Below are 23,823 nucleotides of genomic sequence, written 5' to 3'. Positions count from 1 at the left end.
CGAGGTAGATAGGTCAGAGGTGGAAGTGCAGTAATGCATGGAGCTGACTGATACTAATAGGTCGAAGGCTTAACCAAAGCCGAGGTTGTTCTGTAAGCAAAGCGAGCAGAACTTCCTCAAGGCAGTCTGGGTAGAAGAAAATCGGATGGAAAGAAACAAAAACATTTCTGTGTGTGGTTTTGAAGGTACATAAGCCTTCAACCGAAAGGTTGGATGGCCCAGTGGCTCAGTTGGTTAGAGCGCCGCCCTGTCACGGCGGAGGTCACGGGTTCGAGTCCCGTCTGGGTCGTTTCATTCGAAAGAATGAAATGAATATGGGGTCTTAGCTCAGCTGGGAGAGCATCTGCCTTACAAGCAGAGGGTCATAGGTTCGAGCCCTATAGGCCCCATATAAAGCCTAATGATTTCACTTATGCCGATGTGGCTCAATTGGCAGAGCAGCTGATTTGTAATCAGCAGGTTATCGGTTCGAGTCCGATCATCGGCTTGCATTTCCAAAAGAAATGTGTTATAATTAAATAGTTCTTATGGATGGATTCCCGAGTGGCCAAAGGGGACAGACTGTAAATCTGCTGCAAATTGCTTCGGTGGTTCGAATCCACCTCCATCCATTTTCAACAAAACCTGTTGAAACAATTGCATATCGCGGGATGGAGCAACCCGGAAGCTCGTCGGGCTCATAACCCGAAGGTTGTAGGTTCAAATCCTACTCCCGCAACTCAATGCCCAGATAGCTCAGTTGGTAGAGCAGAGGACTGAAAATCCTCGTGTCACTGGTTCGATTCCGGTTCTGGGCATTTTTCCTTGGGGTATTAGCTCAGTCGGTAGAGCACTTGACTTTTAATCAAGTTGTCCGGGGTTCGAATCCCCGATGCCTCACTTTTATGACAGAGACCTGTAGAAATACAGATCTCTGTTTTTTTTATTATGGAGACGAGGAAAATATACACACCTGTGCTGGTGCATTTGATGACTGTTAATCAGGAGACAACCTCAGACAGCGGTTTGAAGGTATAGCCCATCTCTTCCCAGCGCGTCAGAAGTTCATCGAGAATCTGGGCGTTGGTGGAGGAGGTGCTGTGAAGGAGAACGATGGCTCCGGGATGGATTCGTGTCAGGAGCTTGTCGAAGGCCTGCTCTTTGGTGGGCTGGTTATCCTGGTACCAGTCTACATAGGCGAGGCTCCAGAAGAAGGTTTCGTAGCCGAGATCCTTTGCCATCTGGAGATTGGGCTGGCTGTATATGCCCTGAGGGGGCCTGTAATAGCGCGTCATCTCCTGGCCGGTAATTTCCCTGTAGAGATCCTCTACCTGGCTTAATTCCTTCGAGAAGGCCTCCTGAGTGGAGATTTTGGACATATCCGGATGGGACCAGGTGTGATTGCCCACGGTATGGCCGTCGGCGATCATCTGCTTTACGAGGTCGGGACTGGTAGAAAGAAAATTTCCTACCACAAAAAAGGTGGCTGGAACCTGATGTTTCTTCAGGGCCTCCAGGATGGCTGGCGTGTTGCCGTTTTCGTAACCGGCATCGAAGGTGAGAAAGATGACTTTTTCATCGGTGTTGGAGGCATAGTGGGCGTTGTAGGCGTTCAACTCCTCGATGGAGGCATTTCCGGTGGGACACTGCCCTTCATTGGGAAAACTTAAGCCCCAGTTCGAACTGGGCAGAAGAAGACCGTCCAGGGTGGCAGGATCGGTGTCAGCCACGGAAAAGCTGAGGGAAACATTTTCCTGAGAAGTAAGGTCTGCGGCAAGCCCGCCAGAAGCCCCTGGCTCAGAGCGGGGAGTGGCGCTGCCAAAGTAGAGTTCCTGCTCCGAGACAGCATCAGAGGAAGCCGGCAGAAAATGACTTGTGACCCGTGAGGCCAGGGATCCGAAGACAAAGGCCACCGCCAGGATTCCTGTTGTGCGGAGGATTTTTTTCAGGGAGAAAGAATAGAAAAGAGCGGAAATTTTCTCAGAGTTCGGAAGGTGAGGGCGATGAAAAGCTGCCTGGAAAGAAGATTTAGCAGAACGGGGATGAAAAAATTTTGGGGTATGTATCATAGAAGCTCCATAGGGCGTTTTGCTTTATTTTATGAGGGGATATCCGTCAAAAGAACGAAAACTTTCTTTTCTTAATCTATCCCAGTTTGGAAATAGTGAACTGGCCTGGGAATATTCGGCAAACACCTATAAGACTACCGTTCAAAGGTCGGTGGCGGTGCAGGCCATTGTCCAGAAATTCGATCAGATGATGTATGCGGATACGAATATTTATGGTTTTGCTATTTTGAGCGGCGACGGCCGGAATGTGGTTTCTACGGTGGAAAAAAAGAGCCGTACCGGTGTCATGAAAATAGACGAAAAGACGAGAGACATTCTGGAAGAATGTAAGGAAAGCTATCCTTTTGTAAAATGGGTATCCGGAGAGAGTCTGGATGTGGGAATGACAGAGGCCTTTTACTGTATGGTCAACCGACCGGTTCTTCTGGGGATTGTGGCTCTGAGAGAGGCGGAAAAAACGGAGGAGGACAGCTATCTCTGTGTGGCCCTGGATGAAAAAAAGGTCAGCCAGAGTTATGGCATGGTTTCCTATAATGGCAGCCGGGCGGCGCTGGTGGACGAAAACGGCAAGATCATTTCCTCGACGGATTCCGAGTATCTGGAAACTATTTATCAGCCCAAAGAAGAGGAACAGAACATTAGGATCTCTCTTATCATAACTGGAAACTGGTAAATATGATTCCCAAGGATGAATATCTTCGGGAAGCCAGAGGAATTAAGAAAACAGGTTTTCTTCTGGGTGGAATTGCCTCTCTTGCCGTGCTCTTTTTCTGTCTGATCTGGAACCGGAAGTATACAAGGCCGATCCAGATTCTGATGGATCAGATGGAGATGGTGGGAAAGGAGCAGCTGGATATCGAAAATCCCGAGAAGGTGGGCTGGCCGGAGCAGGAGAAGGCCAGAGAAGAACTTCTGGCGCTCCAGTATCAGATCAACCCGCACTTTCTCTATAATTCTTTAAATTCCATCCGCTGGATGGCGATGATGACGAATAATACAAAGGTGGCGGATTCGCTGGTCATTCTCTGCAAGGTCATCATGCCGATCTTGAGGAATCCGAGCTTTACCTGGAAGCTCAGCGACGAGCTGGATTTCCTGGAGAATTATATCAAGATGATGCGGATTCGGTATGGAAACGAGATGGAATACCATTTACAGTGTGATGACGGAATCCAGGATGAGGATTTTCCGCGGTTTATCATTCAACCAGTGATGGAGAATTGTTTCGTTCACGGAAGCAGCTCCGCGGAGATCAGGCATATTTACCTTCGGATCCGGAAGACGGAGCGTTTTGCCATTGAGGTGCAGAATACCGGCTCCTTTCTGGAAGCGGAGAAAGAGACAGCGGTCAACCGGAAGATCGCTGAAGGAACGCCGGATAATGAGAGCATCGGTCTTTGCAATATCCGGAAGCGTCTGAACCTCCTGTATGGAGAAAAGGGCGATATCTGGCTGGAAAGCAGCCCGGAGAGAGGGGTTCTGGTGTATATTTGTTTTTAGCTTTAAGAGAAGAACAGAGGTGTGTCGAAAGATGGGCTGCTGTTCTTTTTTTATTGAAAAAACGGGCAACTGTGGTAATCTAAGGAAAAAGGAGGAGAAAAAATGTCCATTCGTAAACAGATGATTCTATATTTTTCCTGTGTCATGGTTGTGATTTTTACTTTGACAGAATTGATCAATGGATGGCAGGCTTACCGACAGTTGGAGAAAAATATGACAGCGTCAGTCAAGGAACTGCTGAATCTCAGTGTTAAAAACATGGATTACTATTTTCAGGATACCTCAAATGTGTGCTCATCCATTATGGCGGATGAGCGGACGCAAAATATTCTTCAACAGGAGATCAAGGATGATCTGGACGGAAAAATCCTTGGACGGGAACTGAATAAAGTGGTCGCACAGTATGCTTCAACTCGACCTTATATCACGAAAGTCTACCTTATGGATAAAAATCGGAAGATCATTACCCCGGAACTCAGAGGAGAACAGGTAGATAAATTTTTGAATATTACCAAAAATGGAAAAATTTTAAATATTTCGCCGCTTCATAAGGCGGGCTATGTTTCTGGAACTGCAAAAGTTTTTTCTGTGGCGAAATTGATTTATGCGTACAATGACCGAACGGAACCGTTGGGGACGATTGTAGCAGATATAGACTGCAAGGTTTTAGAAGAGGCGGTGGGGGATTATGCACTTCCACTGGATGGCAGAATGATTCTGTTAAATGAAAATGGTGAGGTGCTTTTAAACAAGTCCGGAAAGGACGTACAGTGGGAAAACGGCAGCAGAAAGAGCAGCAGTGAGTATGTCACTATTTCGGAACAGTCTCAGGTGACAGGCTGGACTCTGTCAGCCCAGATTCCGCGAGGAGAATTTATAAGATCTATTATCAGCCAGATGTGGCTTTCCTTTGCCGTCCTTATCTTCTGTCTTGCGGTGATTGTTCTGGTCAGCCGGAAGATTATTCACTCGGTCTATCAGCCCTTGAACCTTTTGACGGAATCGATGAAAACCGTGGAACAGGGAAATTTTGATACGAAAATTGAGTATAACCAGAAGGATGAATTTTCAAGAGTTATTCATGGTTATAATCTGATGGTTGTAAAAATAAAAGCTTTGCTTCAGGAAATTGTAGAAAAGGAGCAGACCCAGAGAAATGCGGAGCTTTATGCATTGCAGGCCCAGATCAACCCGCATTTTCTGTATAATACCTTAAATTCTATCCGATATTTTGCGAAAATTTACAAAGCGCCGGAGATCCGGGAAATAACGGCGGCGTTGATTCAGCTTTCAAAGGCAAGTTTAAGTTCTGAAAAATTTATTTGCATTCGCCAGGAGCTGGAGCTGACGGAACAGTATCTTGCCATTCAAAAAATGCGTTACGGAGATATTGCAGAGGTAACGATGGAAATGGAAGAAGAACTGGGCGACTGTCTGATTCCGCGCTTTTCCATTCAACCGGCCGTGGAAAATGCTTTATTTCATGGAATTTTGCCAAAAGGAAATGGAAAAATTGAAGTAAAGGTGCATAGAAGCGGAGCTGGGATTGAAATTCAGATCAGAGATGATGGAGTTGGAATAGAAAAAGAACAGATGGAAGAAATAAATGAAAGGTTAAAAATGGCTGTTTTTTCAGAAGAGGGGAATCAGGAAATCAGCAGACTGAAAAATATAGGCCTTGAAAATATTAATTACCGTATTCGGATCTATTATGGTGAAACGGAGGCGGGAGTTCGACTGGAAGAGGAAAATCCGGGAACGCGGGTGGAATTTTACATTCCGATGAGAAGGGAAGAATGAGAACATGCGGAAAGTATTGATTGTAGACGATGAACTTTTGGCAAGGAGAATGCTGAAAGAAAGTATTGTGTGGGAGGAATATGGTTATAGCATCTGTGGAGAAGCTGCAAATGGAAAGGATGGACTGGAAAAGGCAGTTCAGCTGCGGCCGGATTTGATTTTTGTGGATATCAAAATGCCGGTGATGAGCGGTCTTACGATGGTGCGGGAGATTCAGGCTCTGGAACTGGGCTGTGAAATCGTGATGCTGACCTGTTACGAAGATTTTGATTATGTGCGGGAGGCTATGCGCTGTGGGGCAGCAGATTATCTGTTAAAACACACGTTTGAGGATGAAGACCTAAAAGAACTGCTCAGGCGCATAGAAAAACGAATCCAAAAAGAAGAAAATCGCATGGAAAGCCTGAATCTTCTGAAAGAAAATGTTTTTGAAAAACTGATTTCCGATACACTAAGCAGAGAAAAAATCAGAGGATATGTAGAGACAGGAATCCTGCCGGCATTGCATCCACACTATATGGTGGTATGTATCCGTATGCAAAAGCAGCCTACGGATACGGAGAAAGAAAAATTTATCGAAGATTTTCAAACAGATCTGGATAAAAATGTAAATAAAATGGAAGAATGGCATTGGTATTTGTCATCCATGAAAAACAGAGAACTATATTTACTGTTAACCTCTCCGGATAAAACCAGTGTTTCCGAGATGAAAACAGCTATTAAAAAAATCATGACTGATTTTTACAGGAGAAAACAAGAAAAAGAAATCGGATGGCTGACAGGTGTGACCTGCCGGATGTTTTGCAGATGGGAAGATCTCAGAGAGGCAGTAAAAGAAGCAAAAGATCTGACACAAGGAGGGGAAGAATACCTTGCCTGCAGTGCGAAGGTAATTTCAGCAATAGAATTTATCAGAAATAATTATGCAAGGCAAATCTGCCTGGAGGATATTGCAGAATATGCAGGGGTCAGCCGTGTTTATTTAAGCCAGATTTTTAAGAAAGAGACCGGGAAAAATATCAGCGATTATCTGGTGGAATATCGGCTGGGAAAAGCGAAGGAGCTTCTTCTCAACAGTAATCTGAAGATTTATACGATTGCTGAATTGTGTGGCTTTGGAAGCGCGCAGTATTTTAACAAGATATTCAAGAAAATGAACGGAATCAGCCCTTATCAGCTGAAAGATAATAAATTGCAATAAATCATAACAACGGACGATAGAAAGATTTTGGCAGAATGTTATACTTGGCTCATCAGAAAAATTAAAGGAGGGCTTTAAGTATGAAAAAAAGAGCAGCGATGTTACTGGCCGGAATGATGGTACTGTCTCTGGCAGTGCCCTGTGCAGCAGGAGCGGAGGAAACCAACGACAGCGAGTATTATTACGTCAATGGAAAGGCGCCGGAAGAGGTTACGGGAAATATTCTTTTCTGGAGCTGGGACCCAAACTTTTTTGACATGGTGCAGAAGATGAATGATATTTATCCGAATGTGACCTTTGATTTTGTTACGGTGGCTTCCGCTGATGATTATATGCAGAAGCTGCAGGCTGCTCTCACGAGCGGAAGTGATGTGCCGGATATTCTTGCTATGGAGATTAATAATGTCGGAAAGTTCTATGATATGGGAATTGCCGAGGATCTGGAACAGCACGAAATCGACAAAGATCTTCTGATTCCCTACTTGGCAGATATCGGAACAGATGACAATGGAACCTTTATCGGCATTCCCAATACCGCCGCGCCGGGAGGTCTCTATTATCGCAGAGATCTGGCAAAAGAATATCTCGGAACAGACGATCCGGATGAGATCAGTGCGATGGTCAGCGACTGGGATTCCTTTATAGCGACCGGAAAAAAGATAAAGGAAGCATCTGACGGTGCAGTAAATATGATTCCTGGAATTGACATTTTGGTACAGCCGCTTGTCAACCAGACCGGTTTGCGCTGGCGTGACGAGAACAAGCTGATGGTACAGGAGAATTTTACAGATACCATTGAGCTGATGCTGAAATTAAAAGAAGCAGAGATCGATGCTGGTTTGGATGTCTGGACTCCTGCATGGAATGCGTCTTTTGGTCAGGGAAATGTATTTTGCTATCCGGGCTCCTGCTGGTTCCAAAGCTATGTGATTGAGCCGAATGATCCGGAGGGAAGCGGCAACTGGGGCGTAGCAGAAGTTCCCGGAGGCGCATACAACTGGGGCGGCATCTGGTGGGGAATGTATAACCAGAGTGAAAATAAGGATGCAGTGGCAGCCTGGATGAAATATGAGCTTTCCAAAGAAGGAGCTCAGAATAAATATGATCTGATTCATTTTTATCCGGGAGTTAAATCCGCATATGAGGACGATTATCTGAATAAGCCGAATGAGTTTTTTGGCGGTGAGAATGTAACGGAACTGTATCTGAAAGAGATGGACGAGATGACCGTACTGCGTCCGATCTCGGATGATGCGCTGTTTTACAACAGTATGACGTTTTTTGCACAGTCACTGGAAGGAACGGCAGATGAAATCGCAGAAAAAGTGGAAGAGGATATTATTTCTTCCAATCCTGAGTATGAAAAATAAGAGCGGAGGAAATAGAGAATGAAAAAACGTATCAACTGGCCGTTTTTGTTCATTGCGCCTTTTTTCATAATCTATGGAATTTTTAATCTTTTTCCGATTTTATTCAGCTTTTACATCAGTCTGACTAAGTGGAAGGGTTTTGGACCGATGGAGTTTATAGGATTCGATAATTATGTGGCTCTTCTGCAGGATAAAGCGTTTTATCGGTCTGTCTTTAACAGCTTTATGATTGTGCTGGAGGCTATGATCCCGATTCAGAGCCTTGGCCTGATCCTTGCGCTTCTTATGAATTATGGAATTGTAAGAATTGGAAAAGGTTATATCCGGAATACGATGTTTCTGCCTTATATTACAGCTCCGATCGCGATTGGACTGATTTTTGCAACCCTATTTGATCAGAATTTCGGTGCGGTAAATTTTTTCCTGAAAGGAATAGGTCTCATTGATAAGAATGTGAACTGGCTTCATACAGCGGCTTTTTCAAAGCCGCTGGTGGCCATGGTCACGATCTGGCGCTATGTGGGATATACGGCGGTCATTTATCTGGCGGGTTTGCAGAGTATTTCAAAGGATATCTATGAGGCGGCAAAGGTGGATGGCGCTTCAACGCCCAAAGCGATCATTTATGTGATCCTTCCTATGTTAAAACCGATTTTGATTTTTCAGATCACCAACGGAATGATTGGCTGTCTCAAGATTTTTGAAGAACCTTTGATGCTGTTTGGCGATTATAAGGGCGGCGTAAACAGTGCGGCCCAGACAATGAATATGAAGTTTCTGGATACGGCCTTTAAGGCGGGCCAGAGCGGTTATGGAGCTGCTACCGGATATCTGATGTTTGTGATCATTCTCATATTTACGATGGTTTATTTCCGAATTGTCAACAGAGAGGAGACCTGAAAATGCAGAGAGGAAAAGCAGTTCGTATTTTGATCAATCTGTTTGTGATCGCAGCAGCAACGATCAGTATGATTCCCTTTGTTCTGATGTTTTTTATGGCAACCCAGGACAACCAGATGATTTTTGCAGGAGATATTTTCCGGATAGGAAAAGCCTTAAGAAATAATTTTCAGACAATTCTGGATGCAGACTATTTCCGTTCCCTGTTAAACAGTCTGGTTGTTGCTCTGTCCAGCACGTTTTTAACGGTATTTTTCGGAGCTATGGCGGGTTTTGGATTTGCAAAATATGAATTTAAGCATAAAAAAATGCTGCTTCAGCTGGTAATCCTGACCATGATGGTGCCGATGGAGGTAGGTCTGGTAGCCTATGTATGGGAAATGAGAGTGCTGCATTTATCAAAAACCTTTCTTCCACTGATCCTGCCAAATATTGCAAATGCATTTGGAGTGTTCTGGATGACGCAGTATATCGGCGATGCCTTTCCTTATGAGCTGATGGAGAGCAGCTGGCTGGATGGCTGTACAGATATGGGGATTTTTTTGAAAATGGTTCTTCCAATTGTGAAGCCGGCGCTGTTTACGCTGTCGATTATTGCTTTCCTTCAATCCTGGAACAGCTATCTGCTTCCAATGATTATGATTAATGATCCGAAAATGTTTACCATTCCGCTGGTCATTGCTTCCATAGGAAATATGTTTGTGGCAGATTATGGAGCGAGAATCCTGGCGGTAGTCGTCGGAATCCTTCCAATTATGATTATTTTCATGATATTTTCAAAACAGATCACGGAAGGTCTGGCTTCAGGGGCTGTAAAGGGGTGAGATTATGATGATTTTTCCAGATATCTACCTGCTTTCGGGCTTTCCTTTTCAGATACATCAGAATGTTTACGGAATTGATTTTCCAGAGGAAAACAGAATGGTTCTGATTGATACGGGATTGGATGAAACAGACAGGATCCAGATACAGGAAACCATGAAAACATGGGGATTGGAGAAGAGACAAATCTCAGATGTGTTTCTGACACATGCTCATTTTGACCATGCGGGAAATGCCTTTTGGTTTGAAAAAGCCGGAGCACATGTCTGGGCCGGAGAGGCGGATGCAGACAGTATAGAAAAAGGTGATGATCATACAATATTTTTTGCATATGGAAAACCATTTCCGACATGTCAAAGGGTAAGGCGGCTTAAGGATAGTGAAAAAATTTTATTGAGTGATTCCTGCAAACTTAATTGCTTTCATACGCCAGGGCATACAAAAGGAAGTATATGTTATGAATTTGTTGGTAAAGGAAAAAGAATTCTTTTTACCGGAGATTTTTTGCAGGCAGGAGAAGAAGATGGCAGTGTACGGATGGGTATCCGAGTAGATCCGGGATATTCTTTCAAGGAATATCTTTCCTCGGTAAAAAAAATGATGAATGTGGAAAGTAAAGCAGTGTTGCCAGGGCATTTCCGACCGTATTTGAAACCGGCGTTTGGGCTTATGCAAGCAGCATATAGAGAACTATTGGTAAATCGTGAAAAATATAAGAATTAAAATTGGCAGAGGTACCCTAAAAAGGTGCTTCTGCTGTTTTGTTGGGAAAAATCACGAAAATCACTTGACTTATTTTTCGATTTCTATAAGAAAAATCTAAAAATAAGTCTGAAAAATAATCGAATCATAAAAAGAACATAAAAAATGACAAGTAACTGGAAAGAAAAATCATTCCGAATTCGTCATTTTTTCGGTAAAATAAGTTCATCACAAAGCAGACGGGAGTAAGACCCGATCATGAAAGGGAGGAAGACTATGAAAATGAAGAAAGTGGTAGCTATGGTGAGTGCTCTTGCCATGGTGGCAGGTCTTTGCACCAGCGCGGCAGCAGACGAAGCAGCAACAGACAGCGACCTGTCCGAACATGTGGAGATTACCATTGGCGGTATCAACATGGGTTCTTCTGACACCAAAGAGGGATGGCCGAATGAGGTCGTTCAGAAACTGGAGGACAAATTCAACGTAACCCTGAGTCTGAAAACTTACGATAATGAGAGCCTGAACCTGGATCTTTCCGGAGGAAACACCACGGATATCGTTCAGGTCAATGATGCCAATATTGAGGGTGTCGTAAAAGGAAAACATGCAGTGAACCTGGAAGATTACAAGGACATCGCTCCAAACATCTTCTCCGACAACATGAACTTCCGTAATGAGCTTATGAAAACTTACAAGAGCAACGGTGATGACGTCCAGTATTTCGTGACTCCGCGAGTAACCTTCGACGGTGCAGAGGCAAATTATGGAACTGTTCTGAATAATGGTTATATCGTTCGCTGGGATCTTTACAAAGAGATCGGCTGCCCGGAAATCAACAACGATGACGATTACATCGAGGCTCTTAAGAAAATGAAAGAGATCTATCCGGAGACGGAGGATGGACTTCCCGTTTATGCAATGAGCGCTTACAACGATTCCCATCTTCACGCTTACTTCTACAAAGGCTGCCTGGCTGAGGGTTACATCAACCTCGAAGGTGGTATCTATGTACAGAATGTAACCACCAACGAGCTGGTACCGGACCTCTATGACGAGGGTGTGGAAGGAGATACTCCGTTCTGGTCTGGCATAAAATTCTACAACAAACTGTACAGAGAAGGACTTCTGGATCCGGACTGCTTCATCACCAAATCTGAGGATCTTAAAGAGAAATACGACAAAGGACAGTACCTTGGCGGAAGCGTGAACTGGTACTACGGAACCTACAATGGGAATCAGAGAGCAGAAGATCCTGAGACTCTGAAAGAGTATGTGACTCTTCCGTCCTACCTTGGATGGGGCAACGAGAAGAACCTGGGCGGATGGTTCGGTAAATACTTCTTCGTTTCTTCTCATTCCGAGAATGTTGAGCGTGCAGTCATGATTCTGGACTATCTGCAGAGCGAAGAGTTCTCCAGAGACATCGACTCCGGTGTTGAGGGAAGATGGACTACTGATGACAGCGGAAAACCGTCTCTGACTGCTGATACCGTTGCTATGAAGACAGACGGAAGCCGTCTGGACGAGTGGAAAGCTTCTGGTATCGGTGAGGGCGATCTGTCTGGTATGTGTGGTCTTGACTACTACAATGTAGCATCTGACGGCGGTCTCATCGACCTCTGGTATGATGAGGATATGCTGGACGACAGCATGACCTACGCTGAGAAAGATATGTGTTCTACTCTGGGAATCGACATCCCGAGCGACACTCTGAAAAAACGTGTAGAGGCTGGTACAAGCATTGATCTTGGAACTGGTATCAACGCAATCCAGATGGGTCTTCCGACTACTCCGAAGAATATCGTTCGTATCGACAGCAACTGTGAAGAGATCACAATGAGTGCAATTCCGAGCCTGGTACAGGCTGCCTCTGATGAAGAGTTTGAGGCTGCAAAAGCAGACCTTATCGCTCAGCTGAAGGATGCAGGGGCAGAGGAATCCGTTGAATGGTGGAGCAATGCATGGGCAGAGGCTAAAACTACCATCGAGGAAATGACCAAATAAGACATAAAAAATTTATTCAGGCGCTGCTGTATATGGAGTAGAAATCCTGCAGCAGCGCCTGCTGTATGAAAAGAGAAAGGAGAGGAACAGATGGCAAGATCAAAAACCGTCACAGTGGCTCCTGCGAGAAAACCGAAAAAGCAGTATAAATTATTATTTATGGTACTGCCTTTTATGGTGCTCGTTCTGCTGTTTAACTACGTTCCTATTTTCGGATGGATTTATTCCGTATTTGACTATGTTCCAGGTGTGCCGATCCTGGAGTGTGACTTTATGGGGCTGGATTACTTCAAGATGATCATGAAGGATGCCAACGTCATAAGGGCACTGAAAAATACTTTCATTTTTGCAGGAATCAGCATTATCCTGACTCCGCTTCCGATGATCTTTGCCATTCTGCTGAATGAGATCAAGAGTGGACCGGTAAGAAAATTTGTGCAGACGTTTACCACTCTTCCGAACTTCATCAGCTGGGTTATCATTTTCTCCCTGGCGTTCTCTCTGTTTTCCACAGACGGCCTTATGACCAGCGTGATTACAAAGATCACCGGTGCAGAGCAGGCTCAGTCTGTTTTAAGCTCCAAAGGCTCTGTTTACTGGTTCCAGACGTTCCTGGCCCAGTGGAAGACCCTGGGATGGAATTCCATCATCTATCTGGCTGCCATCGCCGGTATCGACCAACAGCAGTATGAGGCGGCAAAGGTAGACGGAGCCGGATATTTCCGCTGTGCATGGCACGTTACCGTACCTGCTATGATGGAGACATATGTAGTACTGTTTATCCTGAATGTCGGTAACTTCCTGAATACCGGATATGAACAGTATATGCTGTTTAAAAACGCTGTTACCGCTCCGGCCATCGAGGTACTTGACCTCTATGTATACCGGATCGGTCTGGAGAACATGGACTATTCCTACGGTGTGGCCATCAGTATTGTGAAATCCATCGTCAGTGTCGCCTTAGTCGTAATCGCAAACATGGTAGCAAAGAAGATCCGTGGTAATACGGTGATCTAGGAGGGATAGCATGAAAAAGAAAAATAAAATCCAGACTTCAACGTCCCGGAAAGTTTTTATGGTGTGTGACTATGCCCTGTTGTTTCTGATCACACTTATCTGCATTTACCCGTTCTGGTATATCATCATTTATACCTTCAGCGAGGGCAGCCAGGTGGATGTGAAGCCGCCGGTATTTTTGCCCAGAGGCTTTACACTTTCCAATTATAAAGATATTTTTGAACTGAACGGTTTTTTCCATGCGGTTCTGATATCAGTATTAAGAACGGTCATCGGAACCGTGGCTTCCGTGCTGTCCTGTTCTTTCCTGGGATATCTTTTTACAAAGGAGGAAATGCCTTTCCGCAAATTCCTGTATCGTTTTCTGATTCTTACCATGTATATCAGCGGTGGTATGATCGCAAGTTACATTGTTATGAAGTCTTATGGCCTTCTGAATAATTTCTGGGTATATATTCTGCCCCTGATGATTTCTGCTTATAACATTGTTCTGATCAAGACCTTCGTGGAACAGCTTCCGGCTTCGCTGGAAGAATCTGCAAGACTGGATGGTGCCGGATATCTGACCGTATTTACAAAACTGATCCTGCCGCTGTCCAAGCCGATCATTGCAACAGTAGCTGTTTTTGTCGCAGTCGGACAGTGGAACTCCTGGTTCGATAATCACATTTATACCAGAGGAAATGAGGCATTGACTACACTTCAATATCTGCTTTATAATTACCTTAATGAGGCGCAGAGGCTGGCAGACCAGATTAAAAATACGACAAATGCAGCGGGAATGAGCCAGCTGGTATCGAATTCTATTTCTCCAAAGGGAATTCGGATGACGATCACGGTTCTGGCATCTCTGCCGATCTTCATGGTTTACCCCTTCATGCAGAAATATTTTGTAAAAGGTATTATGGTAGGTGCTGTAAAGGGCTGATGGATAGTCAGATCCTGAAGGGTGATATTATTTTGTGGGTTTTAAGGAGGAAAACAGCATGGTGAAATTTTTAAAGGAGGCGGCGCAGGTAAAGCCGTCCAAGAAGCAGCTGGACTGGTTTGAAATGGAGTCATATGCATTCATCCATTTCGGTCCGAATACATTTACAGACAGAGAATGGGGACAGGGAAATGAGCCGGAATCCATTTTCAATCCCACCAAACTGAACTGTGACCAGTGGGTGGAGGCCATCAAGGCAGCAGGTATGAAGGGAATGGTGCTGACGGCAAAGCATCATGATGGTTTCTGCCTGTGGCCGTCCAAATACACAGAGCATTCCGTAAAAAACAGCCCCTTCAAGGGTGACGTCGTAAAAGAGGCAGCAGAAGCCTGCCGCCGCGGCGGTATCAAATTTGGTTTCTACCTTTCTCCCTGGGACAGAAACTCAAAATATTATGGAACTCCGGAGTACAATGATTATTTCTGCAATCAGCTGACCGAGCTTCTGACCGGGTACGGCGATATCTTCTATGTATGGTTTGATAATGCCTGCGGCGAAGGCCCCAACGGAAAGAAACAGGTATATGATTTCCCGCGTTATATCGAGCTGATCCACAAATATCAGCCGAACGCTGTAATTTTCAATGACTTTGGACCGGATATCCGCTGGTGCGGAAACGAGGCAGGTGTTGCCCGCCACGCTGAATGGTCCGTTATCCCCTCTGAGCTTTGTTTCTACAGCGATGTTCAGACCGGCCCGGGCCCGATGGCAGAGGAGGGAAGCCTTTCCTATCTTTACAACACTGAGCAGGAGCTGGGAACCATGCCGAACATCCTTTATTCCAAAGGACTGACCTTCACACCGGCAGAGATCAATATGTCGATCCGTCCGGGCTGGTTCTGGCACAAAAATGAGGAGCCCCATTCTCTGGAGCGTCTTTACCATACATATCTGACCAGTGTAGGAGCAAACTCCTGCATGCATCTGAATCTGCCGCCGACAACAGAAGGCCTGATTGATGAGCGCGATGTGGCAAGACTGAAAGAGCTGGGTGAGCTGATCCAGAAAGAGTTTGGAAAAGAGCTTCCGGCAACGATCGAGAAAAAGGCAGACGAGCCCAAGACTCAGCCGGTATACACCATCACACTGGACTGCCCGGCCAAAGAACTGAAATATGTAGTCCTCAAAGAGGATATCGAAAAAGGACAGAGAATCGAGAGCTTCCGTATCGTGGCAGAGTTCCAGAGCGGCAGCCAGTATCCTCTCTACCAGGGTACCTGCATCGGGCACAAAAAGATCTGCCAGCTTCAGGACCCCTTCGCTCTCCAGAATCCGCTGATCAACGATTCCGACGAGACCATCTCCAGGCTGAAAGTACAGGTGACTGCGGCGAGAGATGAGGCATTTATTAAAGAGATTAAGGTTTATTAAGTAAAAAAATTTCCCCCGCTAAATGGCGGGGGATTTCTTTATCTGTGCCTTATAGCCGAGGCCGCGGATGGTGACGATGGAGAAGTCTTCTGCATTGCGGAAGCGGTTTCGGAGGCGGTTGATGTGGACACTGACGGTGGCGGGGGTGGACTCGGAGGAGGGGCCCCAGATGTCATCCATGAGCTGCAGGCGGGTAAATACCTGGTTGGGGTAGGAAAGGAGCTTGTAGAGCAGGCAAAATTCCTTCTGGGGCAGGATCTGCTCCCGGCCGTCGGTGGCGACGGAGAAGGTGTCGTAGTCCAGGGTGGTTTTTCCGATGACCAGCTGGTGCTCGGAGACGATCTTTGCCCGGCGGAGAAGGGCTTTGATCCGAAGGGTAAGTTCCTCGGAATCGAAGGGTTTCGTGACGTAATCATCCACGCCGGCGAGGAAGCCCTTCTTGATGTCGGCGGGCTGCTTTCCGGAGGAAAGCATGAGGATGGGGAGGTCATTTTTGCAGTCCCGAAGGAGTTTGGTGAGGGCGAGACCATCCATGCCGGGAAGGGCTGCCTCCAGCACCATGAGGTCGATGCGGCATTTTTCCAGGGTATGGAGCGCCTCCCTGGCGGAACCGGCAGAAAAGGTCCGGTAGCCGGAATCCGTGAGGAGGAGCGAGAGCGCCCGCTTTAAATTTTTATCATCGTCAACGATCAGAATCTGGAACATGGGACCTCCTTGGGTAAAGTAATTATTAAGAATATCTTACCACAGTGCCGGGGCGTGGTCAAAAATATCAGAGAAATTCACAGTTTTTTTAGATTCGCCCCGCGGAAGTTTAAATTGTGTTTAACTAGAAAACGTAAGATAGAGACCATATATGTTTTTGAGGAGGTTATCATGGAAAAAAGATACGAGTCGGATATGACCCGAAAAGAAAAATGGGAGAATGAGCGGAAAAAGCTGAAAAACATGACTTTTAAACAGAAGGTTGGTTATATTCTGGAATATTATAAGGGAGTGTTTGCGGCGATCGTGGTTATCTGCATTATCATTTCCATTGGTGTGCAGATGTTTCAGAATGCACAGCTCAAATCCCTTCTGTCCATCGCGGTGGTAGATTCCAATTATGATCATGACGAGCAGGTGGAGGCTCTGCAGAATGATTTCTTGGCCTATGCGGGTACCGGGGACAAGCATGAGGTGGTGGATGTGGACACCTCCCTTCTTTCCGGAGACGATTACAACTCCGTGGTGAAAATGACCGTGGTGATGGGAGCCGGAACGGCGGATCTGATGTTCTGCGGCGACGAGACCTATGAGAAGTACAATGAGCAGGAAGCCTTTATCAGCTGGAAAGAGGTTTTGGGAGACGATTATTCCAAGTATGAGGACTACATGACAGACGACGGCAGACTGGATTTGGAGAAATGTCCAAACTGGGAGAAATACAATATGGTTTATTACAGCCCGGTCTATGCAGTGGTGATGTCCAGCAGCAAGAACCTGGAAAACTGTATTAAATTTCTGGAAATAATGGTGCAGTAAGCAGTATGGAAGCCTGTCTTGCTGTGTATGGGGATAAATAAAAAGGAGCGGTATCACAGAAAAATCTGCGGTACCGCTCCTTTTTTGAACGCAGATCGCGAAGCGACTGCGTTCATGAGCAAGTAGCGAAGCGGATTGCGAATGTCCGCTTTACATCACTCAGCGGCGGAGCGTAGATTCCCGCTCAATCACGGAAGACTGCAGACGGATATTCCGGTAAGGCTGTTTCGGTTCTTCCAGGCGGGACAGAATCAGGGAAGTCGCCTCCCAGGCAAGATCTGAACTGTGCGGGTCAATGGTGGTAATGCCGGGCTGATTCGTGGATGCGATTGGGCAATTGTCAAAACCGGTGATCAAGATATCTCTCGGGCAGTGGATATTCAGAGATGCAAGGATCCGCATCAGCTGACACGCCAGGGCATCATTGGCACAGACGAAAAGCTCCGGAAGGGAATCCATCCGTTTCAGCTGTGTCAGAAGCCAGCGGTCATCCCAGTAGAGGTCATCATTTGCAATGATACTGTAGGTTTCATCATACTCCAGACCACAGGAAAGAATGGCAGCGCGGAAACCAAGCCAGCGTTCGAAAAAACTCAGACAGTGAAGGGAGGAGCCGAAAAAACCTATTTTCTGCAGATGATATTTTTGGATCAGGTTTTTGATAAGGCCGGTCAGGCGAAACTGGCTTTCGGCAGTCAGGACATCAGCAGGGAGGCTGTCTTCCAAAATACCGGCGTAGGCGTCAAAAAACAGAATGGGCTTTCCGAGGGAGCAGAGCATTCGGGAATAGGATTTATCCAGAAGTTCAATGCAGAAGATGGAAGCTGTCTGTTCCAGATGGAAGGTAGGAGGAAGCAGAAGAGACTGAAATTCTGCTTCCTGGATGAAATACATGGATATAGAGTAATTTTTCCTGCTCAGTTCCTGTCCCAGAACCGAGAGAAGATTGAAGCCGATATGTTGCTTGTCAATTCCCTTGGAGAAAAAGACAGCAATCTGTGACTGTTGGGAAGGGGCTGATTCTTCCTCCGGAGCATCTGTGGACTGGGCAGTGAAGGCTTCTTCCAGATCCAGGTTTTCTGTCAGAACCGGTTGAATCAGGGAATAACATTTATAATTTAATTCCGCAGCCTTATGGAGGACCCGTTCCCGAGTCTGGGGAGAGACAGATCCGCTGTTATTCAGAACTTTTGAAACGGTTGTACGGGAAAGATTCAAAGCATCGGCAATGTCCTGAACCAATATTTTTGCTTTTGCCATAACGATTATCCTTTTGAAAAGTAAATTTGAGATAACTGTGAAGAGAATGAACAGTTACCATTTGGGTTTCTGTAAATATTGTAGCATGGAAAATGTAAAAAAGCAAGAATATAAAAGTTTACAAATGTAAATATAATAAAGCTGAAAAGCAAAAAAGAAGAGAAAAAATACTAAAAATAACAAACGAAAATTATACAAACAAACAAAATGCACAAAAGCATATTGACAAGACGAAGAAAAATAGTATTATGGATTTAACAAACAGCAACTTACGAATGAACAAATGTAGCTATCCAGAGGCCGTCGTGAGGGTACTGGACAGCTACAGGCAAGTGAAAAGAGAAAGGAAGAGGGATATGAGGAAAAAAGAGAAAACGGGTTCAGTATCTGCTTATATGAACCAGTTTGGTAAGTATTTCCGAAAAAACTGGCAGCTGTATATCATTTTCTTATTGCCGGGACTTTTACTGACACTGATTTTTAAATACCTTCCAATGCTTGGAATCATCATTGCTTTTGAGGAATACAGTCCGTTCCTGGGCTACTTTGACAGTAAATGGATCGGGGCTTACAACTTTAAAAGGTTGTTTTCATCTACGGAGTTTTTAAGGCTTCTGGTCAATACGCTGAAACTGAGCGGCTACAATCTTCTGTGGAGCTTTTTCCCGCCGATCATTCTTGCTCTGCTTCTGAACCGGGTGAGAAGTGCAAGGATCAAGAGAAATGCACAATTGGTTTTTTATCTTCCGTATTTTATCTCAACCATCGTACTTGCTGGTATGATCCGCCTGTTCTTTTCTCCGGTGGGACCGATCAATGCAATCTTTGGAACAAGTATTGATTTCATGTCTGAATCCAAATGGTTCAGAAGCCTGTATATAGGAAGTGGAATCTGGCAGACGATCGGCTGGTCTTCCATTATTTATACTTCAACGCTTGCCGGGGTCAGTCAGGATCTGATCGAAGCAGCAAAGATCGACGGAGCGACGATCATTCAGCAGATCAGAAATGTAGAACTGCCGGCATTGAAGCCTGTTATTGTGATCCAGTTTATTTTATCCGCAGGAAATATCATGAGTATCGGTTTTGAAAAAGTATATGCAATGCAGACAGATCTGAACAAGATCACGAGTGATATCATTCCTACCTATGTATACCGTCTTGGTCTTGAGATGGGAGATTACGGATATTCCACTGCGGTAGGTCTGTTCAACTCCATTGTCAACCTGATTCTTTTGGTGGCAGTAAACTATGTTGTTTCCAAACTGAATGAGGGTGAAGGATTATAGGAGGAGCCGTAATGAATAACAAAAAGAAAAGTACGATTACACAAGATAAAGTTGTTACATGGGGCGGAAATCTGCTCCTGATCCTGCTGACGGTTCTGATTGTTGTACCGGTTGCTTATATTCTGCTCTGTTCGATCATGGATCCGTCTGTGCGGAACAGCGTTGGCGTTTCCTTGAATGTGAAGGACTGGACGCTGGAAGGCTATAGAAGAGTTTTTCAGGATCCGAATATATGGAGAGGCTTCCGGAATTCCTTTTTCTATTCCATCGTTTTTACGGTTATTTCGGTGACGGTGACTCTGCTGACGGCATATCCCATGTCACGGAATGACTTCATGGGAAAGAAGTTTTTCAATGCGATCTTCGTATTTACCATGTTTTTCGGCGGTGGTCTGATGCCAACGTACCTGCTGATGGATCAGCTGGGATTGGTTAATACGGTATGGGCAATTCTTCTGCCAGGAGCACTGAATGTCTGGAATATGATCCTTGCCCGTTCTTATTATAAGACGGTGCCCATTGAACTTTACGAGGCAGCTTCCATGGACGGTTCTACAGAAGTGCAGTATTTCTTTAAGATCCTGATTCCGGTATGTAAACCGATCATTGCAGTTTTGTGCCTGTATCAGTTCGTGGCTATGTGGAATTCTTACTTTGATGCAATGATTTATCTGGATGATCAGAACCTGCAGCCCTTGCAGTTGGTTCTCCGTTCTATCCTGGTCCAGAACCAGATCAATCCGAACCTGGTGGCCAATATGGAAAAACTGGCAGAAACGGCGAAACTTGCAGATCTTCTGAAATATTCTACTATCGTAATATCCAGCGTTCCGCTGATCGTACTGTATCCGTTCTTTGCAAAATCTTTTGAAAAAGGTGTTATGATCGGTTCAGTAAAAGGTTGAAAGATCTGTGCATAGTGCACTTATCTCATATAAAAGGAGGAAAAAGTTATGGCAAACAAAAAAATGACCGCTCTGTGTATGGCAGCAATGCTGGCAGCCAGCCTGGGATCCGTTGCATCCGCAAGTGAATCCGGCATTACCTTCCCGCTGGAAGAAAGTTACAGCTTTTCTATCATGACAAGAGCCGAGAATGATTCCGAGCAGGATTTCAGCAAGAAAGCACTGGTTCAGAGAATGGAAGCAGCTACCAATGTGCAGGTAGATTATCAGACCATCCCGGCTGATCAGTTTGATGAGAAATCCAAACTGGCCCTGTCCAAGAAAGGCATGCCGGATGTCATTACAAAAATGTATATCAAACCTTACGACATTCTCAGTTATGCAAGCAAAGGAATCTTTATTCCCATCGAGGACTACATTGAAGAGGATATGCCGAACCTGAAAGCAGTTCTGGAGAAGAGACCGGAGGTAAAAGCCGCTATTACTTCTGCGGACGGACATATTTATACTCTTCCGTTCATCAATGAATGGTCCACGAACCCGAAGGAGAACATCAACGTAGTCGGAGCAATCCCCTACATCAACAAGAGCTGGCTGGACGAACTGGGACTGGAAATGCCGACCACTACCGATGAACTGAAAACAGTTCTTGAGGCTTTCAAGGAGAACATTACCGTAGAAAGCGGAGACGTGGTTCCCATGTCCTTCCGTATCAACCAGGTAAACCAGGATCCGGGCATTACCTTAGGCTCTTTTGGCTGCGGCGATGATATGGATCATTATATGGTGAGCAATGACAAAGAGGTTTATTACACTCTGGTACAGGATGATGTGAGAGAAGGACTGGAATGGCTCCATGAGCTGTACAGCGAAGGACTGGTAGATCCGGAAATCTTCTCTCAGGATGGAGCAAGCTATTCTGCAAAGGTTGCTTCCGGAAGAGTTGGTCTTTTCTATGACTGGGCAATCGGAATGGCAGGAGATTATACGGACGATTATGAGCCGCTTCCGCCTCTGGCAGGACCGGATGGAACGGTGAATGTTCCGAGACAGAACTACTACAGTTTTGATATGGGTGTAACAGCTGTAACTGCAGCCTGCGAAAAACCGGAAATCGCACTGGCATATCTGGATCAGTATTATGAACCGTCCATGTCTATCCAGAACTGCTTTGGTACTTACGATGATGAAAATTATACCAATGTATTTACTATGGAAGACGGCATGCTGAAATGGACCGAGGAAGGTCAGGACGGCAAAGTCAGAAATGACCAGAACCTCTATGATGTATTTGCAATTCTTGCTGACTACTATGGCGTTTATGTTGACAAGATGGTAGATTCTGATGGTGCGCGTCTCGAGATGGTAAAAAACATCTACTCTCCGGCAATCACCAGTGATTACAACTATCCGGCAGCCTTTATGGACCAGGAGGACATCACAAGAATCGCAGAGATCGAGACCGACCTCAAAAACTATGCAGAGCAGACGAAAGCAGGTATCGTGAAAGACGGTATCACAGATGAAGACTGGGACGCTTATCTTGCAAAAATGGATTCCATGGGACTTTCTGAACTTCTGGAACTGAAACAGAAAGGTTTCGATATGTTCTATGAACTCACCAATAAATAATAACTGACAGCATGTGACAGCAGGGAGGGCCGAATGAACTTATTTTATACACCTGAGTATGCGAAAACCGGAGATGTGATTCCGTTTTACAATCAGAAGACGAAAAGATTCGAAAACTATTATCTGAAAAACTGGAATCCGGATGCACCGAAAGACAAGATCGTCTATGGCTGGCATCAGATCATAACGGAAGACAACCGGATTTACAAAGAAACCCCGACAAACATTCAGGGTGGAACCGGGTCTGTGATCGAAGTGGACGGTGTTTACCATATGTTCTACTGTACCTTCGATCAGAACCCGCCGGCCCAGTGGGCAAGACATGCGACGAGCAAAGACCTTGTACACTGGGAGGACATCCCGGAAGATAAATTTGGACCGGACGGAGAAATTTACCGGATGTCTGACTGGAGAGATCCTCATGTATTCTGGAATGAGGAGGAAAAGAAATGGTGGATGATCCTGGCAGCCAGGGAAAATGCGGCAACAGAACGGAATGGTTGTGTGGCACTGTGCGTATCGGACGATCTCTCCCACTGGGAGTACAGAAAGCCCCTTTACGCATCCAGAACCAATCAGGCAGCCAATGAGTGCCCGGATTTTTTCAAAATGGGTGACTGGTATTATCTGGTGTTTTCCAATTATACGGATGGTTTTTGTACCTATTACCGGATGAGCAGGTCTCCGAAGGGCCCATGGATACGCCCGGAGCGGGATACGTTTGACGGAAGAGCTTTTTATGCAGCAAAAACGGGATCTGATGGAACCCACCGTTATGTATACGGCTGGAACCCTACCAGAGGTGAAAACGGTTGGGACTTTGATCCCGGGAAAGATTTCGGAAAAGATTACTGCACCTGGAACTGGGGAGGCTCTATTGTCGTTCATCAGCTGGTGCAGCATGAGGACGGAACGCTGGGCGTATGCCCCGTGGAAAGTGTGGCGAATGCATTCCATCACAGTGAGAAAACAGAGATCAGAGGTCTGAGCGGCAATTGGGAACACCGGGCAGACGGAACTCTCTGCAGCTCTGAAGATGGATTTGCTGCCGCACTTGGAAGCGTGATTCCAGCGCAGTGCTGTATCAAAGCAAAACTTCGTTATGAGGGAACACCTACAAGGTTCGGACTGGCCCTCCAGGTAGATGAAGCCTTTGATTTTGGCTATTATCTGATGTTTGAACCGCAATTTAACAGGATCCAGTACCGCTCCGGACTGCGGATGTACGAACAGGGTGGGCAGATGTTCCCCTATGCAGTGGAGATGGAAAGACCGTTAAAACTGGAGCCTGGAAAAGAATATGAAATTGCCTTATATATTCAGGATACCATAGGTGTGCTTTATATAAATAATGATGTAGCCTTTGGTTTCCGGATGTATAACTGGAAAAACCGCCATCTGGGATTTTTTGTCTCCGATGGAACAATGGAAGTAAAAAATGCTGCTGTTTTAACTGAATAAAAAAGATAAGAGGCTGTCGCAAAATGCA

The 23,823-nt window shown here is 45.4% G+C and carries 20 protein-coding genes, 7 tRNA genes and 1 rRNA gene; 25 read left to right on the top strand and 3 right to left on the bottom strand.

Features of this window, described 5'->3' with window-relative positions; genetic code table 11:
- From LKD71_RS18775 to LKD71_RS12165, 8 genes are all read left to right on the top strand, one after another.
- Positions 1–77, top strand: a 23S ribosomal RNA gene (locus tag LKD71_RS18775); the annotation flags it as partial.
- Positions 78–215: 138 nt separating this feature from the next.
- Positions 216–289, top strand: a tRNA-Asp gene (locus tag LKD71_RS12195).
- A 27-nt stretch (positions 290–316) separates the two neighbouring features.
- Positions 317–389 (top strand) — tRNA-Val (locus LKD71_RS12190).
- 25 nt (positions 390–414) lie between these two features.
- Positions 415–487 (top strand) — tRNA-Thr (locus LKD71_RS12185).
- 42 nt (positions 488–529) lie between these two features.
- Positions 530–611, top strand: a tRNA-Tyr gene (locus tag LKD71_RS12180).
- 33 nt (positions 612–644) lie between these two features.
- Positions 645–718, top strand: a tRNA-Met gene (locus LKD71_RS12175).
- Positions 719–724: 6 nt separating this feature from the next.
- Positions 725–797 (top strand) — tRNA-Phe (locus LKD71_RS12170).
- A gap of 9 nt (positions 798–806) precedes the next feature.
- Positions 807–879, top strand: a tRNA-Lys gene (locus LKD71_RS12165).
- Positions 880–980: 101 nt separating this feature from the next.
- Here the strand turns inward: LKD71_RS12165 and LKD71_RS18575 are convergent.
- Complete coding sequence (locus tag LKD71_RS18575; protein ID WP_408611000.1) at positions 981–1,709, bottom strand: delta-lactam-biosynthetic de-N-acetylase; 729 nt, start codon at positions 1,707–1,709, stop codon at positions 981–983.
- 370 nt (positions 1,710–2,079) lie between these two features.
- Between LKD71_RS18575 and LKD71_RS12155 the strand changes: the two genes are divergently transcribed.
- The 12 genes from LKD71_RS12155 to LKD71_RS12100 all read left to right on the top strand — a co-directional run bounded on the left by LKD71_RS12155 (position 2,080) and on the right by LKD71_RS12100 (position 15,724).
- Positions 2,080–2,721 (top strand): DUF4303 domain-containing protein, encoded by a 642-nt coding sequence (locus LKD71_RS12155; protein ID WP_227615615.1) that lies wholly within the window; start codon positions 2,080–2,082, stop codon positions 2,719–2,721.
- Positions 2,722–2,723: 2 nt separating this feature from the next.
- A complete protein-coding gene (locus tag LKD71_RS12150; RefSeq protein ID WP_227615614.1) occupies positions 2,724–3,548 on the top strand; it encodes a sensor histidine kinase in 825 nt (274 codons plus the stop codon).
- 102 nt (positions 3,549–3,650) lie between these two features.
- A complete protein-coding gene (locus LKD71_RS12145; RefSeq protein WP_227615613.1) occupies positions 3,651–5,348 on the top strand; it encodes a cache domain-containing sensor histidine kinase in 1,698 nt (565 codons plus the stop codon).
- A gap of 4 nt (positions 5,349–5,352) precedes the next feature.
- Positions 5,353–6,549 (top strand): response regulator transcription factor, encoded by a 1,197-nt coding sequence (locus LKD71_RS12140; RefSeq protein ID WP_227615612.1) that lies wholly within the window; start codon positions 5,353–5,355, stop codon positions 6,547–6,549.
- Between the two features lie 80 nt (positions 6,550–6,629).
- A complete protein-coding gene (locus LKD71_RS12135; RefSeq protein WP_227615611.1) occupies positions 6,630–7,919 on the top strand; it encodes an ABC transporter substrate-binding protein in 1,290 nt (429 codons plus the stop codon).
- Between the two features lie 147 nt (positions 7,920–8,066).
- On the top strand, positions 8,067–8,819 hold the full coding sequence (locus LKD71_RS12130) for a carbohydrate ABC transporter permease (protein ID WP_227615610.1): 753 nt from the start codon (positions 8,067–8,069) through the stop codon (positions 8,817–8,819).
- Positions 8,820–8,821: 2 nt separating this feature from the next.
- Positions 8,822–9,643, top strand: coding sequence for a carbohydrate ABC transporter permease (locus LKD71_RS12125; RefSeq protein ID WP_178044850.1), 822 nt, complete (start codon positions 8,822–8,824; stop codon positions 9,641–9,643).
- Positions 9,644–9,647: 4 nt separating this feature from the next.
- Entirely contained in the window at positions 9,648–10,364 is a 717-nt protein-coding gene (locus tag LKD71_RS12120; RefSeq protein WP_227615609.1) for an MBL fold metallo-hydrolase, read from the top strand.
- 255 nt (positions 10,365–10,619) lie between these two features.
- Entirely contained in the window at positions 10,620–12,347 is a 1,728-nt protein-coding gene (locus LKD71_RS12115) for a type 2 periplasmic-binding domain-containing protein (protein WP_227615608.1), read from the top strand.
- A 90-nt stretch (positions 12,348–12,437) separates the two neighbouring features.
- Positions 12,438–13,364 (top strand): ABC transporter permease, encoded by a 927-nt coding sequence (locus tag LKD71_RS12110; RefSeq protein WP_178044853.1) that lies wholly within the window; start codon positions 12,438–12,440, stop codon positions 13,362–13,364.
- A 10-nt stretch (positions 13,365–13,374) separates the two neighbouring features.
- On the top strand, positions 13,375–14,292 hold the full coding sequence (locus LKD71_RS12105; RefSeq protein ID WP_178044854.1) for a carbohydrate ABC transporter permease: 918 nt from the start codon (positions 13,375–13,377) through the stop codon (positions 14,290–14,292).
- Between the two features lie 58 nt (positions 14,293–14,350).
- Positions 14,351–15,724: an alpha-L-fucosidase gene (locus LKD71_RS12100; RefSeq protein ID WP_227615607.1), complete on the top strand. Its 1,374-nt coding sequence runs from the start codon at positions 14,351–14,353 to the stop codon at positions 15,722–15,724.
- 18 nt (positions 15,725–15,742) lie between these two features.
- Here the strand turns inward: LKD71_RS12100 and LKD71_RS12095 are convergent, their stop codons facing one another.
- Positions 15,743–16,429: a response regulator transcription factor gene (locus tag LKD71_RS12095; RefSeq protein ID WP_227615606.1), complete on the bottom strand. Its 687-nt coding sequence runs from the start codon at positions 16,427–16,429 to the stop codon at positions 15,743–15,745.
- A gap of 171 nt (positions 16,430–16,600) precedes the next feature.
- On the opposite strand from LKD71_RS12095, the gene LKD71_RS12090 reads away from it, so the two are divergent.
- Positions 16,601–17,248, top strand: a complete 648-nt coding sequence (locus LKD71_RS12090; RefSeq protein WP_227615605.1) for a hypothetical protein — start codon at positions 16,601–16,603, stop codon at positions 17,246–17,248.
- Between the two features lie 159 nt (positions 17,249–17,407).
- Here LKD71_RS12090 and LKD71_RS12085 read toward each other — a convergent pair whose 3' ends face one another.
- The gene (locus tag LKD71_RS12085; RefSeq protein ID WP_227615604.1) at positions 17,408–18,508 is read right to left on the bottom strand and encodes a LacI family DNA-binding transcriptional regulator; all 1,101 of its coding nucleotides are present in this window, start codon (positions 18,506–18,508) and stop codon (positions 17,408–17,410) included.
- A gap of 356 nt (positions 18,509–18,864) precedes the next feature.
- Here LKD71_RS12085 and LKD71_RS12080 point away from each other — a divergent pair, with 356 nt between their 5' ends.
- From LKD71_RS12080 to LKD71_RS12065, 4 genes are read left to right on the top strand one after another with little or no spacing between them, the layout of a single operon-like run.
- Positions 18,865–19,797, top strand: coding sequence for an ABC transporter permease (locus tag LKD71_RS12080; protein ID WP_227615603.1), 933 nt, complete (start codon positions 18,865–18,867; stop codon positions 19,795–19,797).
- A gap of 11 nt (positions 19,798–19,808) precedes the next feature.
- A complete protein-coding gene (locus tag LKD71_RS12075) occupies positions 19,809–20,702 on the top strand; it encodes a carbohydrate ABC transporter permease (RefSeq protein ID WP_227615602.1) in 894 nt (297 codons plus the stop codon).
- A gap of 48 nt (positions 20,703–20,750) precedes the next feature.
- Positions 20,751–22,334, top strand: a complete 1,584-nt coding sequence (locus tag LKD71_RS12070) for an extracellular solute-binding protein (protein ID WP_227615601.1) — start codon at positions 20,751–20,753, stop codon at positions 22,332–22,334.
- 33 nt (positions 22,335–22,367) lie between these two features.
- Positions 22,368–23,795: a family 43 glycosylhydrolase gene (locus tag LKD71_RS12065; protein WP_227615600.1), complete on the top strand. Its 1,428-nt coding sequence runs from the start codon at positions 22,368–22,370 to the stop codon at positions 23,793–23,795.
- Positions 23,796–23,823: the final 28 nt, after the last annotated feature.

Origin of the sequence: Fusicatenibacter faecihominis, from assembly GCF_020686945.1 — a bacterium.
In the GTDB taxonomy this organism is placed as follows: Bacteria; Bacillota; Clostridia; order Lachnospirales; family Lachnospiraceae; genus Limivivens; species Limivivens faecihominis.
Note: the sequence above shows the minus strand (reverse complement) of the source record. Positions and strands in the feature narration are given on the sequence as shown.

Coding starts and splice junctions, on each gene's coding strand:
- LKD71_RS12115 (WP_227615608.1), top strand. CDS start 10,620: ATGAAAATGAAGAAAGTGGTAGCTATGGTGAGTGCTCTTGCCATGGTG.
- LKD71_RS12145 (WP_227615613.1), top strand. CDS start 3,651: ATGTCCATTCGTAAACAGATGATTCTATATTTTTCCTGTGTCATGGTT.
- LKD71_RS12125 (WP_178044850.1), top strand. CDS start 8,822: ATGCAGAGAGGAAAAGCAGTTCGTATTTTGATCAATCTGTTTGTGATC.
- LKD71_RS12080 (WP_227615603.1), top strand. CDS start 18,865: ATGAGGAAAAAAGAGAAAACGGGTTCAGTATCTGCTTATATGAACCAG.
- LKD71_RS12135 (WP_227615611.1), top strand. CDS start 6,630: ATGAAAAAAAGAGCAGCGATGTTACTGGCCGGAATGATGGTACTGTCT.
- LKD71_RS12070 (WP_227615601.1), top strand. CDS start 20,751: ATGGCAAACAAAAAAATGACCGCTCTGTGTATGGCAGCAATGCTGGCA.
- LKD71_RS12155 (WP_227615615.1), top strand. CDS start 2,080: ATGAGGGGATATCCGTCAAAAGAACGAAAACTTTCTTTTCTTAATCTA.
- LKD71_RS12140 (WP_227615612.1), top strand. CDS start 5,353: ATGCGGAAAGTATTGATTGTAGACGATGAACTTTTGGCAAGGAGAATG.
- LKD71_RS12090 (WP_227615605.1), top strand. CDS start 16,601: ATGGAAAAAAGATACGAGTCGGATATGACCCGAAAAGAAAAATGGGAG.
- LKD71_RS12105 (WP_178044854.1), top strand. CDS start 13,375: ATGAAAAAGAAAAATAAAATCCAGACTTCAACGTCCCGGAAAGTTTTT.
- LKD71_RS12095 (WP_227615606.1), bottom strand. CDS start 16,429: ATGTTCCAGATTCTGATCGTTGACGATGATAAAAATTTAAAGCGGGCG.
- LKD71_RS12075 (WP_227615602.1), top strand. CDS start 19,809: ATGAATAACAAAAAGAAAAGTACGATTACACAAGATAAAGTTGTTACA.
- LKD71_RS12110 (WP_178044853.1), top strand. CDS start 12,438: ATGGCAAGATCAAAAACCGTCACAGTGGCTCCTGCGAGAAAACCGAAA.
- LKD71_RS12065 (WP_227615600.1), top strand. CDS start 22,368: ATGAACTTATTTTATACACCTGAGTATGCGAAAACCGGAGATGTGATT.
- LKD71_RS12150 (WP_227615614.1), top strand. CDS start 2,724: ATGATTCCCAAGGATGAATATCTTCGGGAAGCCAGAGGAATTAAGAAA.
- LKD71_RS12085 (WP_227615604.1), bottom strand. CDS start 18,508: ATGGCAAAAGCAAAAATATTGGTTCAGGACATTGCCGATGCTTTGAAT.
- LKD71_RS12100 (WP_227615607.1), top strand. CDS start 14,351: ATGGTGAAATTTTTAAAGGAGGCGGCGCAGGTAAAGCCGTCCAAGAAG.
- LKD71_RS12120 (WP_227615609.1), top strand. CDS start 9,648: ATGATGATTTTTCCAGATATCTACCTGCTTTCGGGCTTTCCTTTTCAG.
- LKD71_RS12130 (WP_227615610.1), top strand. CDS start 8,067: ATGGAGTTTATAGGATTCGATAATTATGTGGCTCTTCTGCAGGATAAA.